This window comes from Colwellia sp. 20A7 (assembly GCF_009832865.1).
In the GTDB taxonomy this organism is placed as follows: Bacteria; Pseudomonadota; Gammaproteobacteria; order Enterobacterales; family Alteromonadaceae; genus Colwellia.
In genome coordinates this window covers 685,498-700,802 of the sequence record NZ_CP047130.1, presented here as the reverse complement: position 1 = coordinate 700,802, position 15,305 = coordinate 685,498, and the positions used below count along the sequence as shown (strand labels likewise).

At 36.8% G+C, this 15,305-nt stretch carries 12 protein-coding genes; 6 read left to right on the top strand and 6 right to left on the bottom strand.

The genetic code is table 11. The features are described 5' to 3' along the window. Positions 1–29 precede the first annotated feature (29 nt). On the top strand, positions 30–1,664 hold the full coding sequence (locus GQS55_RS03045; RefSeq protein WP_159817866.1) for a GMC family oxidoreductase: 1,635 nt from the start codon (positions 30–32) through the stop codon (positions 1,662–1,664). Between the two features lie 133 nt (positions 1,665–1,797). Here GQS55_RS03045 and GQS55_RS03040 read toward each other — a convergent pair whose 3' ends face one another. The 3 genes from GQS55_RS03040 to GQS55_RS03030 form a co-directional block, all read right to left on the bottom strand. Further along, on the bottom strand, positions 1,798–3,594 hold the full coding sequence (locus tag GQS55_RS03040) for an acyl-CoA dehydrogenase C-terminal domain-containing protein (RefSeq protein ID WP_159817864.1): 1,797 nt from the start codon (positions 3,592–3,594) through the stop codon (positions 1,798–1,800). 224 nt (positions 3,595–3,818) lie between these two features. Then, the gene (locus GQS55_RS03035) at positions 3,819–5,801 is read right to left on the bottom strand and encodes a hypothetical protein (protein WP_159817862.1); all 1,983 of its coding nucleotides are present in this window, start codon (positions 5,799–5,801) and stop codon (positions 3,819–3,821) included. Positions 5,802–6,066: 265 nt separating this feature from the next. After that, positions 6,067–6,492 carry a DUF3010 family protein gene (locus GQS55_RS03030; RefSeq protein ID WP_159817860.1) on the bottom strand — a complete coding sequence of 142 codons (426 nt, stop codon included), beginning with the start codon at positions 6,490–6,492 and terminating at the stop codon, positions 6,067–6,069. Positions 6,493–6,639: 147 nt separating this feature from the next. Between GQS55_RS03030 and GQS55_RS03025 the strand changes: the two genes are divergently transcribed. Further along, complete coding sequence (locus GQS55_RS03025) at positions 6,640–7,365, top strand: SDR family NAD(P)-dependent oxidoreductase (RefSeq protein ID WP_159817858.1); 726 nt, start codon at positions 6,640–6,642, stop codon at positions 7,363–7,365. Between the two features lie 27 nt (positions 7,366–7,392). After that, positions 7,393–8,289 carry an amidohydrolase family protein gene (locus GQS55_RS03020; protein WP_159817856.1) on the top strand — a complete coding sequence of 299 codons (897 nt, stop codon included), beginning with the start codon at positions 7,393–7,395 and terminating at the stop codon, positions 8,287–8,289. A gap of 25 nt (positions 8,290–8,314) precedes the next feature. Here GQS55_RS03020 and GQS55_RS03015 read toward each other — a convergent pair whose 3' ends face one another. Together GQS55_RS03015 and GQS55_RS03010 are read right to left on the bottom strand one after the other, a co-directional pair. Then, positions 8,315–9,490 carry a mandelate racemase/muconate lactonizing enzyme family protein gene (locus GQS55_RS03015; RefSeq protein ID WP_159817854.1) on the bottom strand — a complete coding sequence of 392 codons (1,176 nt, stop codon included), beginning with the start codon at positions 9,488–9,490 and terminating at the stop codon, positions 8,315–8,317. 97 nt (positions 9,491–9,587) lie between these two features. Beyond that, the gene (locus GQS55_RS03010) at positions 9,588–10,358 is read right to left on the bottom strand and encodes a class II aldolase/adducin family protein (RefSeq protein ID WP_159817852.1); all 771 of its coding nucleotides are present in this window, start codon (positions 10,356–10,358) and stop codon (positions 9,588–9,590) included. Between the two features lie 164 nt (positions 10,359–10,522). Between GQS55_RS03010 and GQS55_RS03005 the strand changes: the two genes are divergently transcribed. Then, complete coding sequence (locus GQS55_RS03005; RefSeq protein WP_159817850.1) at positions 10,523–11,299, top strand: NRDE family protein; 777 nt, start codon at positions 10,523–10,525, stop codon at positions 11,297–11,299. Here GQS55_RS03005 and GQS55_RS03000 read toward each other — a convergent pair. Beyond that, positions 11,292–12,596, bottom strand: coding sequence for a sigma-54 interaction domain-containing protein (locus GQS55_RS03000; RefSeq protein ID WP_159817848.1), 1,305 nt, complete (start codon positions 12,594–12,596; stop codon positions 11,292–11,294). The two genes, GQS55_RS03005 and GQS55_RS03000, sit on opposite strands and share 8 nt — an antisense overlap. A 485-nt stretch (positions 12,597–13,081) precedes the next feature. Here GQS55_RS03000 and GQS55_RS02995 point away from each other — a divergent pair, with 485 nt between their 5' ends. Both GQS55_RS02995 and GQS55_RS02990 read left to right on the top strand, forming a co-directional pair. Continuing rightward, entirely contained in the window at positions 13,082–13,636 is a 555-nt protein-coding gene (locus tag GQS55_RS02995) for a GbsR/MarR family transcriptional regulator (RefSeq protein WP_159817846.1), read from the top strand. 77 nt (positions 13,637–13,713) lie between these two features. Then, the gene (locus GQS55_RS02990; protein WP_159817844.1) at positions 13,714–15,300 is read left to right on the top strand and encodes a cytochrome ubiquinol oxidase subunit I; all 1,587 of its coding nucleotides are present in this window, start codon (positions 13,714–13,716) and stop codon (positions 15,298–15,300) included. Positions 15,301–15,305 lie beyond the last annotated feature (5 nt).

Below are 15,305 nucleotides of genomic sequence, written 5' to 3'. Positions count from 1 at the left end.
GTCTGACCTATTTTGTAGAGGAAAGCTTTATGAATAATTTTGATTTTATTATTATTGGTGCTGGCTCGGCGGGATGCGTGTTAGCTGACAAATTATCCGCTTGTGGTAAATATCAAATTTGTTTATTAGAAGCCGGCCCTAAGGATAGTCACTGGAGCATTCATATGCCGATAGGGATTATCGAATTAATCAAAGATAATGTTCGTAATTGGCAATTTCACTCTGCACCTGAATCATCACAAAATAATAGAGAAATATTTAATCCGCGAGGAAAAACATTAGGCGGTAGTAGCTCTATTAATGCAATGTTATACACCCGTGGACAGAAAGAAGATTACGACCATTGGGAAGCACTGGGTAATAAAGGTTGGTCATTTAATGATGTTTTACCTTATTTTAAAAATACACAACATCAAGAACGTGGCGAGAGTGAATTTCATGGTATTGGCGGCGCGTTAAACGTTGCTGATTCACGCTCTAAACCACCAATACACGATGATTTCATCTCTTCAGCCCAGCAAGCTGGCTTTGTATTTAATAATGATTTTAATAGCGAAAACCAAGAAGGCGTTGGCTATTACCAAGTCACACAAAAACATGGACAACGTTGCAGTGCCGCTAAAGCTTTTTTAACACCTAATCTTCATCGTGAAAATTTAACCGTTATTACTGATGCTCAAGTACAGAAAATATTAATTAACGAGAATAAAGCAGCTACGGGAGTTTGCTACAACGTAAAAGGCAAGCAGCACAATATTTTCGTAAAAAAAGAAGTGCTATTAAGTGCCGGCGCCTTTAATTCACCACAATTATTAATGTTATCTGGGGTAGGCTCAAAAGCAGAACTCACTAAACATAATATCCCCCTGGTGCATGAATTATCTGGCGTGGGACAAAATTTACAAGATCACCCAGATATTGTGATAGTAAATAAACATAACCGTCATGATTTATTAGCACTTCGCCCAAAAGCAGCTTGGTGGTTGTTCACACAAGCGCTAAAGTACTTTCCTCTTTCATCAAATAATAAAACAGTAAACGACAACCGTTGTGGAATATTAACCTCTGCCGTTGCCGAGTCGGGTGGCTTTATCAAATCAAAACCTGATTTACTTAGACCTGATTTACAACTACATTTTATTCCTGCGGCCTTTGATGATCATGGCCGTAATTTAAAGATGCAACTTAACTATGGTATTTCACTACATGCCTGTTTACTTCGACCTAAGAGTCGAGGCAGTGTCACCTTATACGGTAATAAAGTAAGCCTTCACCCAAAAATCACGTTAAATATGCTAAGCCATGAAGACGACCAACAAGATATGATTCAAGCAGTAAAAGTTGCTCGCTCAATTTTATCTCAATCACCGCTTAGTGAAAATAATGGTTCGGAAATATTCCCTGGCGAGAAAACACAAACAGATGAAGAAATTTTAATGTTTTTGAAAAACAAAGCTAATACCATCTATCACCCTGTTGGTACATGTAAGATGGGTAATGATGACATGGCTGTTGTCGACCAAACATTAAAAGTTTATGGTTTGAATAAGTTACGTGTTATTGATGCCTCAATAATGCCAACCTTAATCAGTGGTAATACTAATGCCCCGACAATTATGATAGCGGCTAAAATAGCCGATGTTATTTTAGCCGAGTATTCATAGTGACTAACGATTAAACGTATTCTATAACGTCATAAACGAGCTAATGGTCGCTTATAAAAGTAGACGACTACCGAAATTTAATAAAAAAGGGAAGCATATAGCTTCCCTTTTTTAGATAACACAGCAGATATACTTAGAAAATAAATTCTTCGCTATCTAATGCCATCATTGATTCAGCACCATTAGCTACACAAGCTGCATGGCCGTTTGCTCTTGGTAAAATTCGTTGAAAATAGAAACGTGCTGTTTTGATTTTAGCTTGATAAAAAGCTTTATCGTCATCACTAGCCGCTAATTTCTCTTGTGCTACTTTCGCCATTTTCGCCCAGAAATAAGCCAAGGTTAAATAACCTGAATACATCAAGTAATCTACCGATGCAGCACCAATTTCATCAGGGTTCTGCATTGCTTTCAAACCTAAGGTTTCAGTCATTTTCTGCCAATCACCACCAAAGGTCATAATAGGTTGAATGAATTCCTGCATCGCTTCATCGCCGGCATTGGCAACACAGAATGCGGTAACTTCAGCACCAAACGGTTTCAATATCTCACCTTTCGAGCCTAAAATCTTACGTGCTAATAAATCAAGTGCTTGAATACCGGTAGTACCTTCGTATAAGCAGCTAATTTTAGTATCACGCATTAACTGTTCCATGCCCCACTCTTTAATAAAGCCATGACCACCAAATACTTGTACGCCATGACTTGTACATTCTAAGCCTAGCTCAGTTAAGAAGGCTTTAGCAATAGGTGTTAATAGCGCTAATTTACTTTCGGCTATTGCTTTTTCAGCTTCATCTTTACTTGCATGACCAATATCAACTAATTGCGCTAAATAACCAATTAATGCTCGGCCACCTTCAGCAATAGATTTTTGTGTTAGTAGCATACGACGAACATCAGGATGTACAATAATAGGATCGGCTGGTCCGTTTGGATTTTTCACACCTGATAAAGAACGCATTTGTAATCTATCTTGAGCGTAAGCTAATGCACCTTGAAAAGAAGCATCTGCTGCTGCAACACCTTCACTAGCAACCCCCAAACGTGCAGCATTCATAAAGGTAAACATGCAATTTAAACCACGGTTAATTTCACCAATTAAATAGCCTTTTGCGCCATCAAAATTGATCACACACGTAGCGTTAGCATTGATACCCATTTTATGTTCAATTGAACCACAAGTTACCGCGTTTCTATCGCTAACTTCACCAGCGTCGGTTACGTTGAATTTAGGTACGATAAACAATGAGATACCACGACTTCCTTCTGGAGAACCTGGAATTCTGGCAATAACTATATGAACAATATTGTCAGATAAATCATGCTCGCCCGCTGAAATAAAGATTTTTGTCCCGGTAATTGCATAGCTACCATCATCATTGAGCTCTGCTTTTGTGCGCAACATGCCTAAATCTGTACCACAATGAGGTTCAGTTAAACACATAGTGCCTGTCCAAGTACCTTCAACCAATTTAGGCATAAAAGTATTTTTTTGAACTTCGCTACCATGCTCTTCAATTGTTGCTAAGGCACCGTGACTTAAGCCGGGATACATAGCAAAACTATGGTTAGCAGCAGAAAAGAATTCGTTTAACGCAGTATTCAATGAGTGAGGTAGGCCTTGCCCGCCAAAATCAACGTTTTGTGCTAATGTTGGCCAACCGCCTTCAACATACTGTTGGTAGGCTTCTTTAAAGCCATCTGGAGTAGTTACTACGCCATCAGTCCAAGTACAGCCTTGTTCATCACCACTTTTATTAATAGGAGCAATAACTTGCTCTGTGAACTTAGCAGCTTCACTCATAATAGCGTCAACCATATCAAGGCTAGCATCTTCATAACCTAATTTTTGATAATGGGTATCGCAGTCAAGTAGCTCTTGCATGACAAACTTCATGTCTCTAATCGGTGCTTTATATTCTGGCATAGTGCTTCTCCAATATTTATTTTGTCAATTTATAATAACTGACACAAACAGTCAGTGGTCTGACCTCAAACAGTTGTTTGATTAAATCATGTTATTCACTTTTTTGAAAGAAGATTTTCATCCATGTTGATGGTTTTTTATACGTACTGGTTATTAGGCTAAGCTTAAAAAGCAAAAAAGGAGCAAAATGCTCCTTTTAGTATTTAGAATAGTAAAGAATACTATTATGGCATGCTTACTAGCTCTACTTGAGAATCAAGGTCAGTATTACTTGATGAATCAACATAAATAATTAAACGTTGATCATCGCTAGATAACTTGAGGTTAGCTGGCTGTCCACCTTGAGTATAGGTGGTTGAGGAAATAGTTTGGTGGTTATCATAAGCATCTAAATAAAAACCCAGTTCATTAGCGCTATTGAATCTGAAATAGTTTGGCTGATTATCACCATTTTTAGCTAAATAGAGTGTCACAACATTTGCGTTAGCTTCTAATAAACCATTATCAACGAAGTTATCGCCATCAAAACTAATCCATTCACTACTTTGACTAAGCGCATAAATATTAGCTTCATCACTCGTCACCATAAAGTCAAAGATAAGCTGCCCGTCAGCTAATAATTCAGGGTGGTATTGATGCGTTAACGAAACTGAAACTTTATTATCACCAAAGTCATTTACCTGTGGAATATAACGCTTAAAACTAGCCGTATTATTATCTAAAGCAAACAGTGTATTAGCTTGAGACGCGGCAGCTACTTTACTGACAAGAAACGCATTGGGAGCATCCCAAAGCAGTACATTAAGATTTTCATCCGCAAACTCAAATGCTTGCGTGATGACAAAATAACGCCCTGACAAACGAACAATAGCGATTGGCTCACTAATGATGTCTGTGTCAATAATTTCAGTAATAGTGTAATCGTCAAGTGAAACGCTATAGCGATGAACCACTTCAGCTGTAGTCTCATCTTCTTGTATTACTGTTTCAGTAGCTTTTACCAACAAATAATCACCATTGGGGTGCATGATGAATTGTTCTAGAATAGTTCCTTCAGGAGAGATTTCTACACTAGACTCAAGCTCACCAGTATATTGATGGTAAGTAAGTAGCTCATTTCCTACACCAAGATAAAAGACAGGCTTTAATGGGGAAGTAAAGATCTCACTACTATTGATAGCTAACGGCGTAATAACGTTATTACTTACATCTTGGCTACTGTTATAAAAATTGATAGTAATTGTTTCACTGATCGCTGCTATATCGGAGTCAGCAGAAATAATCACTTGAGCCGATGAATTATTATTCGCTGATGCAAGGCTTGAATCAGCTGTTATTTTTAATTGCCCATCATTAACTTTTGTCAACGTCAGCCAATTAGCGTCGGTTGACGCTGTCCAATTAATATTTAAATCCGTGTTATTACCAATTGTGATTGTTTTTTCTAATGTTGAAGCATTATTAGTTGAACTTAAGGCCACTGCAGTTTGGTCTGCAAGTAAATAAACATTATCTAACGCTACTTCTACTGGTACTAATTTTATATCGCCTGAATCAACATCCGTTAAGATAATATTACCTTGTTGTAAACCAGACTCAGTAAATTCACTGATATCAGGGGTAACAACTATTTCAGTTTCACCGGTACCTGAAGTAACATCTAATGACAACCAGTCAACGTCTGTACTTGCGGTCCATTCCTTCTCTTCAGTTAATATAGAAATGCTTTGTGCAGGAATAGTTTCATCACCAAAAGTGCCGTTATAGCTGACTTTTTCAGTATCTACCGCTAAATTCCAAATTAATAACGAAATATCAATATCATGAAAAGAAAACTTACTTGAGTCTTCATTACTTGTCGCTAACCGTAACGTTGTTTCATACGTGTCAGCCAGTAGGAACTGAGCATTAATAACATCAATGAGAATAATAGCTGAGTTCTCGGTAACGTTTTCAGTTCGATATTCTAACCAAGGAGCAGAAGATGCGTCTGGAGGGAAACCAACTAATACACCATCACCAACAAAATCTACATTTATTGCAATGGTCTCTGTTGACTCTTGTAAAAATTCACTACTAAAATTAACTTCACTCACATCAGCAGAAATAGAAAAAACAGTTTTATCTTCTGAACTACCACAAGCTTGAAGCATAATAATAGTGGTTAGTAATATTACTTTATAGAGTTGACGCATAGGTTCCTTCATAACATTTCCTAAAGCTAACACCTAAAATTGATATCTAACGTTAATACCTAAAGTTAAGTGATTTTTATTATTTTATAATAGCTACTTAGTTGATTCAGAATTCATAGTTTAATTTTAAATCACCTGATGTAATTTGGATTCGAGCCCAACAAAGGAGTAATAAGATACTCCTTACAAAAAGTTGATACTCTTTTTCTGCTTATAAATACACACATTCTTTATTAGTGCTTTACAAAAGTTATCATACTAATAATGATAAAACTATTTAATGACCTTCTAAGAAAGCAAATACAGTATCAAAAGCCTGTTCTTGATATTGCTTCAAACCAGTATCACGGAAATCGATGTCGATTTGGCTTTTTGATAGTTCTTTTTTAATAAAGCTGCCAGCTAAAATTTGAACATTTAAATCTTGTATTAACTGAATTGCCGCCTCTACTTTAAAGCCAATAGGGCCGCCAGCAAATTTACCTTTTAACGCACGTCCACGAATAATCACATCCGTTACTTGATAATCTTCCATTAACTTAGCAAAAGTAAACTGAAACTTTTTCACTTCTTCTGCATCACCGGCATTATCTAACGCTAATTTTTGTACTCGCGTCTGAGGAATATCATACAAACTATTCTCTTTAGACATAATACAAATGATTGCTTCATTGCTTTTTATTTCTACACCACATGCTTTCATAACAAATTCTCAACTGACTTAATTGCTGTCATTATAACGAAATAGTAGGCAGAAGAAACGAAATAATAGTAAGAAGAAAATGGAAGTCGCCTAACGATAACGGTATGATTTAGTTTCAAAGAGTGAATAACAACAAAGTGATGATTAATGAAAAAGGTTTGTATTATAACTGGCGGCAGTTCAGGTATAGGTTTAAGCATAGTTAAATTATTTTTAAAGCATGATTATTTAGTTTTCAATCTAGATTTAACACCTTCAACATTAGGCGAATTTTGTTTATGTGATGTCACTAATATCGACCAAGTTACCGGTATTATTAACCGAATAAGCCAACTACACACGATTGATGTACTCGTGTCGAATGCAGGTATTCACTTTTCTGCGAACATTGAAGAGACTAGTGAGGCTGATTTTGACAAAGTATTAGGCATCAATGTGAAAGGTGCATTTGCGGCAATAAAAGCAGTGTTACCTAATATGAAAAGTAATAACAGTGGCGCTATTATTTTAATGTCCTCTGATCAAGCCCTTATTGCTAAGCACAATTCCTTTGCTTATAACTTAAGTAAAAGTGCGCTGGCTTCTATGGCGAAAACCACGGCCTTAGATTATGCCCAATTTAACATTCGTGCCAACGCGGTCTGCCCCGGCACCATTGAAACCCCTTTATATCATCAAGCGATTGATAATTATTGCCAAAAATCGGGTGCCGATAAAACAGAGGTTCATCGTGAAGAAGAAAGTTTGCAGCCACTTAACCGTTTAGGGCAACCTGAAGAAGTGGCTGAGCTAGTTTTATTTTTAGCATCAGACAAAGCTAAATTTATCACCGGCAGCTTACAAGTGATTGATGGTGGTTATACTGCGCAATAAAATGGTAGAGTTAAGTGTGAGTAAAAGATGAAAATAATTGATCCACATTTGCATTTGTTTGCTTTAGCCAAAGGGGATTATCATTGGCTAAAACCTGAAAATCCACCCTTCTGGCCTGATAAAGCACGTATTAATAAAGCATATACAGAACAAGACTTAGCCCTTCAACCTTCATTAACCTTAGCGGGTTTTGTGCATATTGAAGCAGGCTTTGATAATCAGCAGCCTTGGCGAGAATTAAGCTATTTAGAGCAAACCTGTAACAAGCCTTTTCGAGCAATAGCCGCCATTGATTTTACGCTTTCGAGTCAACAATTTAATGAATGCCTTAATGAATTAGCGCTATTAACTTCTTTTATTGGCGTTCGTCATATTTTAGATGAACAAGCACTCAGTTTACTCAGCAATCAACAGGTTTTAGCAAATTTCAATACGTTTAACGAACTTGCTAATCAACGAAATGAAACCTTAGTTTTTGAAGCACAATTGCCATTAACTGAACATGCGCCAGCCAATGCGCTGTGTGAAGTTATTAGTGATAACACGAATATTGCTTTCATCATTAATCATGCCGGTTTTCCGCCTGGAAATATTGAGACCATTGAATGGCAACGTTGGCAAAGTAATTTACTTAAATTATCTGGTTACCCTCACGTGGCAATAAAATGTTCAGGGTGGGAAATGATCAACAGAGATTATAAACAAGATTGGTTAACACAAAATTTAGTATTAATTTTCAATACTTTTGGTAAAGATAGAATGATGTTAGCGAGTAACTTTCCACTCTGCTTGTTTAGTCATAATAATTACCAAGATTACTGGCAATCAATAATAAGTAATGAGTTTATTACAACGTTATCAACACAAGAAAAAAGCGCATTGTGTTATGACAATGCGCTTCGTTGGTATGCTATAAATTGTTAATAATTACTTAACGATCATTTAGCTATTATTTAATAGTAACATGTGGTGAACGTTTCACTATTTCATCATTCAGTTCAATACCAATACCTGGCACTTCAGTCACTTGAAAGAAGCCATCTACTGGTTGAGGGTCTTGTAAACATAATTCACGATTCCAATCTTTAATGGCATAAGTATGATGTTCATGAATTAAGAAGTTAGGAATAGCGGTTTCTAAATGCAATGATGCTGCCGTAGCTACTGGGCCACCACAAACATGGGCTTGAATACGAATATCATAAACATCAGCATAATCGCACACTTTTTTAGCTTCAGTGAAGCCACCACACAAGCCAACATCCGGTTGTAACACATCAATACTTTGATCTTCAAAGTAAGGACGCACATCCCAGCGGTGATATAAACGCTCTCCGCCAGCAATAGGCACATTAACATTGTCTGACACTTTTTTATGAACAGCTGGGTTTAAGTAATTTACCGGCTCTTCGTACATCATACAGTCAACTTCTTCTACAATTCTACCCATTTGAATAGCGGAAGCCGCGCCCATAAGCGAGTGAGATTCAAAAATGATATCAACATCTTCACCGACCGCATCACGAATGGCACGTAATCTGTCTCCGAAAAGACGCATTTGTGGCCGGGTAAAAAGCTTAGTTCGGTCAAACGACGAACTACCATCTTTGTTATACACAATCGGGTCAACTTTAACTGCATCGTAACCTTCACTTACCGCTTTTAACGCCGCTTGTGCATATTCTTCTGGCTCAATAAGTTTTTTGATATCGCTATCCCAATCAAATTGTAATTGGCTAGCGTAGGTGCGTAACTTGTCATTGACTTTACCGCCAAGTAATTGATAAACAGGCACGCCTAACGCTTTGGCTTTAATATCCCAAAGTGCGGTGTCTATGGCGCTCATGGCAGAATATAATACCGGTCCGCCACCTAAGCCCCAAAAACTTTCTCTAAGCATACGTGACCATAACAACTCAGTATTAAACGGATTAAAACCGATTAAAACCGCTTCAGAGATCTCTTTCAGCATTGCTGCTGCCGCGCTGTGTCCCCAATCGTATGCCAAACCTGCTTCACCAACACCGCTAATACCTTCATCAGTGTGAATGCGAACAAAAACAGGGTTCCAAGCGGGACGTTTCGGACAATGAATATCAAATACTTCTATATGGGTAATTTTCATTTTTATCTCTTTTAATAAGTTTATTTATCTTAAAACTAACGACTAAATCACTAACTATCAGCTTTAAGCTGTATGATTAAAAAGTACGGAGTTGACGTTAATCAGCAAAATCTGGGTATTTGCGATACACTCTACGTAACATTGCTGGCCAAGCAGTTTCACCACCGGTTTTTCCTGTATGTACAATATTAGCTTGTACTTTAATGCCATCAATAATACTTTGCGGCGCATAGATAGGTTTCATATCTGTTGCCATTACTTGTAACTGTATTTGGCATGCTCGCGTTAAGTCATACATATGCATGAATGCATCACCAATGGTTTTACCCATGGTTAGCGCGCCATGATTACGTAATAACATAAAGTTTTTATCACCTAAATCCTCTTGTATTCTTAGCTTCTCTTCATGATTAACCGCTAAACCTTCATAACCATGGTAGCTTAGTGAGGCAAGCGCAAACATCGAATATTGGCTCAATGGTAATAAACCTTCTTCTAGGCTTGCCACTGCAATGGTTTCATTGGTATGCACATGCATAACACAAAGATCATCGTGCCGTGCTTCGTGAGCTGCACTATGAATAGTAAAACCTGCGGGGTTGATTTCAAATGGGCATTCTTTATCAACAATATTACCGTTAATATCTATTTTAACTAAATTAGATGCCGTCACTTCTTCAAAAGCTAAACCAAAAGCATTAATTAAAATATGCTCACTATCTGGAATACGTGCAGAAATGTGAGTATGGATAAGATCATCCCAACCGTGCATAACCATTAATCGGTAACAGGCAGCTAAATCAACACGCGTTTGCCACTCTTGCGCTGAAACTTTATCTTTTAAATTTATCTGGGGAATTTCGAACATGTTCATGACCTAGTTGCGTTTCAATATATAAATTGAAATATGTACGCTGTAATACACATCGTACAATATGAGAATTTCTTTGTATTGAATACTACCTGAGCTAACACTCGGTATAAAGAAAGAGTTATCATAAGTTATAATTTCAAATCAAAAACAACCATAATATGTGTATTTTATTTTTTGCCATCAATCAACATCCTAAATACCCAGTGATTATCTGCGCCAATCGAGATGAAGTTCATCAAAGACCAACTCAAATGATGCATTGGTGGCCAGAAAATAAAGAGCAATCGAGTATTCTAGCCGGTAAAGACTTACAAGCAGGTGGTACTTGGTTAGGCTTAAATAAACAAGGAAGGTTTAGCGCGCTGACTAATTTTCGTGAACCACAGTTATTTGATAAAAATAAACAATCGCGTGGTGATTTAGTAACACAGGCATTAGCTAAGCAAGATAAAGAAATAAATGAGCAGCTAGTGAACTCAGCACATAGCTATAACGGCTTTAATCTAGTGTTTGGTAAACTAAATAACCTAACTTACTTTAACAGTACCTCAAAAAAGCAACAGACATTAACAACTGGCTTTCATAGTTTATGCAATGGCGATTTAGACGATATTTGGCCGAAAATGGCCTTAGGACAAGAGCAACTTACTAGTGCAATAAATGAGTCTCCTACTCAGCAGTTGAATATCAATAATTTATTCACCCTGATGAAAAATAATCAACAAGCCGAAATAGAGAAGTTACCTAAGACGGGTGTTCCTATAGATTGGGAGCAACGCCTTAGTTCAATTTTTATTGTATCGCCAGAGTATGGTACCCGTACTACTAATATAATCACACAAGATCACCAAGGAAATATTTCTGTTTATGACAGAAGTTATAATGCTCAAGGGGAATGTGTAGAAGAACAGCAATTTTCTATTTCAGCTACCTAGGTAAAACATATGCTCTGATATTCAACTGATGTTTTTGTAATTTTCGATAAAGGGTTCTAACACTTATCTCTAAATTGTCAGCAATGATTTTTGGTTGATTACCATATTGATTTAATAATTCAATAAGATATTTTTTCTCATTAGATATCAAATTAGCAGGTTGGTCTTCACGCTTATCTACATTAATAATATTTTGTGGCAAATGTTCTACGTTAATAAATTCATCGTCACTTAATAATGCGCTTCGCTGAACGATATTTTTAAGCTCTCTAATATTACCTGGGTAATGATAATTCGATAATGTAGCTAATGCTTCTGATGAAAACCTTTTAGATGAAAATTCACTTTTTAATAATAAATGTTCAGCTAATAATGAAATATCTGACTGTCTTTCTTTTAGCGTTGGTAAACTAATCGGGAATGCCGCAATTCTATAATATAAGTCTTCACGAAATGTTCCTTCTTCAACCATTTTTTCTATGTTTTTGTGGCTAGCACAGATCAATCTAAAGTTAGCTTTTCTCTTATCAACGCTACCGACTCGTCGATAGTAACCAGTTTCAATTAAGCGTAATAATTTCACTTGTAAATTAAGCGGTATATCACCGATTTCATCTAAAAATAAAGTGCCATTATTCGCCATACAAACCAAACCTTTTTTACTACTATTAGCGCCAGTAAAGGCGCCCTTTTCATGGCCAAATAACTCAGACTCAAATAAAGATTCACTTAACCCTGTACACTCAACCTCGATAAACGCTTCATTTTTTCGTTTACTTGCTTGATGTATTGATAACGCAACAAGTTCTTTTCCTGTGCCGGTATTCCCCTGCAGTAAAACACTAATATCACTTTTTGCACTGCGAGTGATCATTTTAAGCAAATCTTGAAATGGTTGGCTTTTTCCTATTAGCTTTCGATCGCTACTGACACTGCTGGCAAAATCAATCTTCTCTAATATCTCTAAAAAGCCAATCGTTATTCCGTCATTATTCTTAACGGGTTTCATCAATATATTACAATAAACATCGCCTAGCTCCGTTTGATGAATATGTAACGCTGAACTATTGTTATCGGTTAGTTTACATGATGATAAAGGGCATGTTTCACCTTGCTGATCGCAAGGTTTAGTCGCATTGTGCGATATTTCATAGCACTTACTTTTCCCTAACAGCACCTCTGTTTTGTAGGTGTCACGATAAGCTTGGTTGACGGCCTCTATTGAGTAATCATTGGTAATGTATATTGCTGGCTTCTCTATAGATTCGATTATCGCTTGAATAGTTTGATGTACCACCCTGCCTCCTTAAAAGCCAAAATTGTCACAAGATTACGCCATTTAATGTCATTTATGACTCAATTAAAAGTGTATTATTTTATAAGCCGACAAAATAAACTTAAGCCTTTGTTTTTAATTGGTTTATTTTAAATTTATCTTTTGGCATTTATATTGCTATTTATATTAGTGAATATACACACATGATTTTGTCTTAGGCAGATTCATGTTAAATATCCATCGTTTGGAAATAAGCGCTTTTATTCAGACAAACTTAGTATCGCAATCAGATATTTTACTTTTGAAACTAAAATGCTTTGCAAATAAACAGGAATAAACAGGAATAAACAGGAATAAACAGGAATAAACAGGGTGAAATGATACTGGATTTTTTAATTTTAACTTTAATACTTTATGCTAAATCATCATTATTTTTAATTTGATCTGGATCAAAGTTTCAAAATGTTTTAAACTTTCAGAAATTATTGAAACTTTATTTTTAGCCTATGGAAATTTCAGAAAAAAATCAGTCGTTCGTTTATCACTTTGGTGAAATGGGTAGTAAATGGGGTTTTAACCGTACCGTTGGGCAAATGTATGCTTTATTAGTAATTACTGATAAAGCGATTACTGCGAATGATCTGGCGAGTATGCTTAATATTTCTCGCGGCAATGTCAGTATGGGCATTAAAGAGCTGCAATCATGGAAGTTAGTACAAGTAACGCATGTGCCGGGCGATCGTAAAGAGTATTACAATGCTATTGGTAGTGTGATGGATATGGCCAATATTGTTTTTGAAGAAAGACGTAAACGTGAAGTAGATCCAACGCTATCATTACTTCGCAATTTATTACTAGATACGCCAGAAACCGACAGTGAAGTGTATGCTCAGCAACGTATGAAAGATATCCATGATTTATTAGAAATGATAACGAATTGGGCTGCAGAACTACAAAAACTAACACCTGAACAATTAAATACCCTGATGAAGTTGGGTACAGGCATAACGAAAATATTATCGGTTAAACAAACCCTTTTTTCTAAAAAAGAACCTGAATAAGCAAGTTTAGAATAATAAAATACCATCGAGACGTTAAATAATATGTTGTGTAATAATCACGCAAGAGAGAAATTAATATGATCAATGAAACCTTAGTAGAGCTATCGCGGTGGCAGTTCGCTATTACTGCCTTATTTCATTTTTTATTCGTCCCTTTAACCCTTGGGTTAACGTGGATTCTATTCATAATGGAAGCTGTTTTTGTAATGACGGGACGCGAGATTTATCGCGACATGACAAAATTTTGGGGTAAGTTGTTTGGTATCAACTTTGCCATTGGTGTTGCTACTGGCCTCACCATGGAGTTTGAATTTGGTACTAACTGGTCATATTACTCTCATTATGTCGGTGATGTTTTTGGTGCCCCGCTAGCCATTGAAGGCTTAATGGCATTTTTCCTTGAATCAACGTTTGTCGGTATGTTCTTTCTAGGCTGGGACCGGTTAAGTAAACGTCAACATTTAATGGGCACGTTTTTAATGGCATTAGGCACAAACATGTCAGCCCTATGGATATTAATTGCTAATGGTTGGATGCAAAACCCTGTCGGTAGCGAATTTAACTACATGACAATGCGTATGGAGCTAGTCAATTTTAGCGAAATTATTTTTAACCCTGTAGCTCAAGTTAAGTTTATTCATACGGTAGCAGCGGGTTATGTTGCTGGTGCAATGTTTGTATTAAGTATCAGTAGTTATTACCTACTTAAAGGTAGAGATATTGCTTTTGCAAAACGCTCTTTTTCTGTTGCCGCTGGTTTTGGTCTTGCAGCAATATTATCAGTAATCCTTTTGGGTGATGAATCAGGTTATGAAGTGGGCGAAGTACAGCGCGTGAAACTTGCAGCGATTGAAGCTGAGTATCACACGGAAGAGGCGCCAGCAGCATTTACACTAATAGGCTTGCCTAATGATGAAACCATGGAAACCGATTATGCGGTAAAAATTCCTTATGCATTAGGAATAATTGCCACACGCTCTTTAGACGAAAAAGTCATTGGTTTACGTGATTTACAAAAAGCCCATGAGCCTAGAATCCGTAACGGTATGATTGCCTATGGATATTTAGAAAAACTGAGAAATGGCGAAGAAACGCCAGAAAATATCGCTAAGTTTAACGAAACAAAGCATGATCTTGGCTACGGCTTATTACTGAAACGTTATACTGACAATGTCGTTGATGCCACTGAGGAACAAATACAGATGGCAGTTAAAGATTCAACGCCTTCCGTTGCTCCTATTTTTTGGGCGTTCAGAATCATGGTTGCCTGTGGTTTTACAATGTTACTGTTATTTGGTTTAGCTTTTTACTTTAACGCTAAACGACAAATAGAAGAAAAACGTTGGTTATTAAAAGCCCTACTTTTCGCATTACCTTTACCTTGGATAGCAATAGAAACAGGTTGGTTTGTCGCAGAGTTTGGTCGTCAGCCATGGTCTATCAGTGAAATTTTACCAACGTTCATGTCAACGTCTAGTCTGGCGGTAAGCGATTTAGTTATCTCGCTAGTGGCCTTTATTGTTGTGTATACCATTTTATTTATTATTGAAATGTATTTGATGATCAAATTTGCTCGAATGGGACCTAGCGCTTTACATACAGGTCGTTATCATTTTGAAAAAGAATCCGAGTTAGCACCGGGTCTTCGCAGCCAAAGTTCTTAAGGGGA

Coding starts and splice junctions, on each gene's coding strand:
- GQS55_RS03045 (WP_159817866.1), top strand. CDS start 30: ATGAATAATTTTGATTTTATTATTATTGGTGCTGGCTCGGCGGGATGC.
- GQS55_RS03040 (WP_159817864.1), bottom strand. CDS start 3,594: ATGCCAGAATATAAAGCACCGATTAGAGACATGAAGTTTGTCATGCAA.
- GQS55_RS03035 (WP_159817862.1), bottom strand. CDS start 5,801: ATGAAGGAACCTATGCGTCAACTCTATAAAGTAATATTACTAACCACT.
- GQS55_RS03030 (WP_159817860.1), bottom strand. CDS start 6,492: ATGAAAGCATGTGGTGTAGAAATAAAAAGCAATGAAGCAATCATTTGT.
- GQS55_RS03025 (WP_159817858.1), top strand. CDS start 6,640: ATGAAAAAGGTTTGTATTATAACTGGCGGCAGTTCAGGTATAGGTTTA.
- GQS55_RS03020 (WP_159817856.1), top strand. CDS start 7,393: ATGAAAATAATTGATCCACATTTGCATTTGTTTGCTTTAGCCAAAGGG.
- GQS55_RS03015 (WP_159817854.1), bottom strand. CDS start 9,490: ATGAAAATTACCCATATAGAAGTATTTGATATTCATTGTCCGAAACGT.
- GQS55_RS03010 (WP_159817852.1), bottom strand. CDS start 10,358: ATGTTCGAAATTCCCCAGATAAATTTAAAAGATAAAGTTTCAGCGCAA.
- GQS55_RS03005 (WP_159817850.1), top strand. CDS start 10,523: ATGTGTATTTTATTTTTTGCCATCAATCAACATCCTAAATACCCAGTG.
- GQS55_RS02995 (WP_159817846.1), top strand. CDS start 13,082: ATGGAAATTTCAGAAAAAAATCAGTCGTTCGTTTATCACTTTGGTGAA.
- GQS55_RS02990 (WP_159817844.1), top strand. CDS start 13,714: ATGATCAATGAAACCTTAGTAGAGCTATCGCGGTGGCAGTTCGCTATT.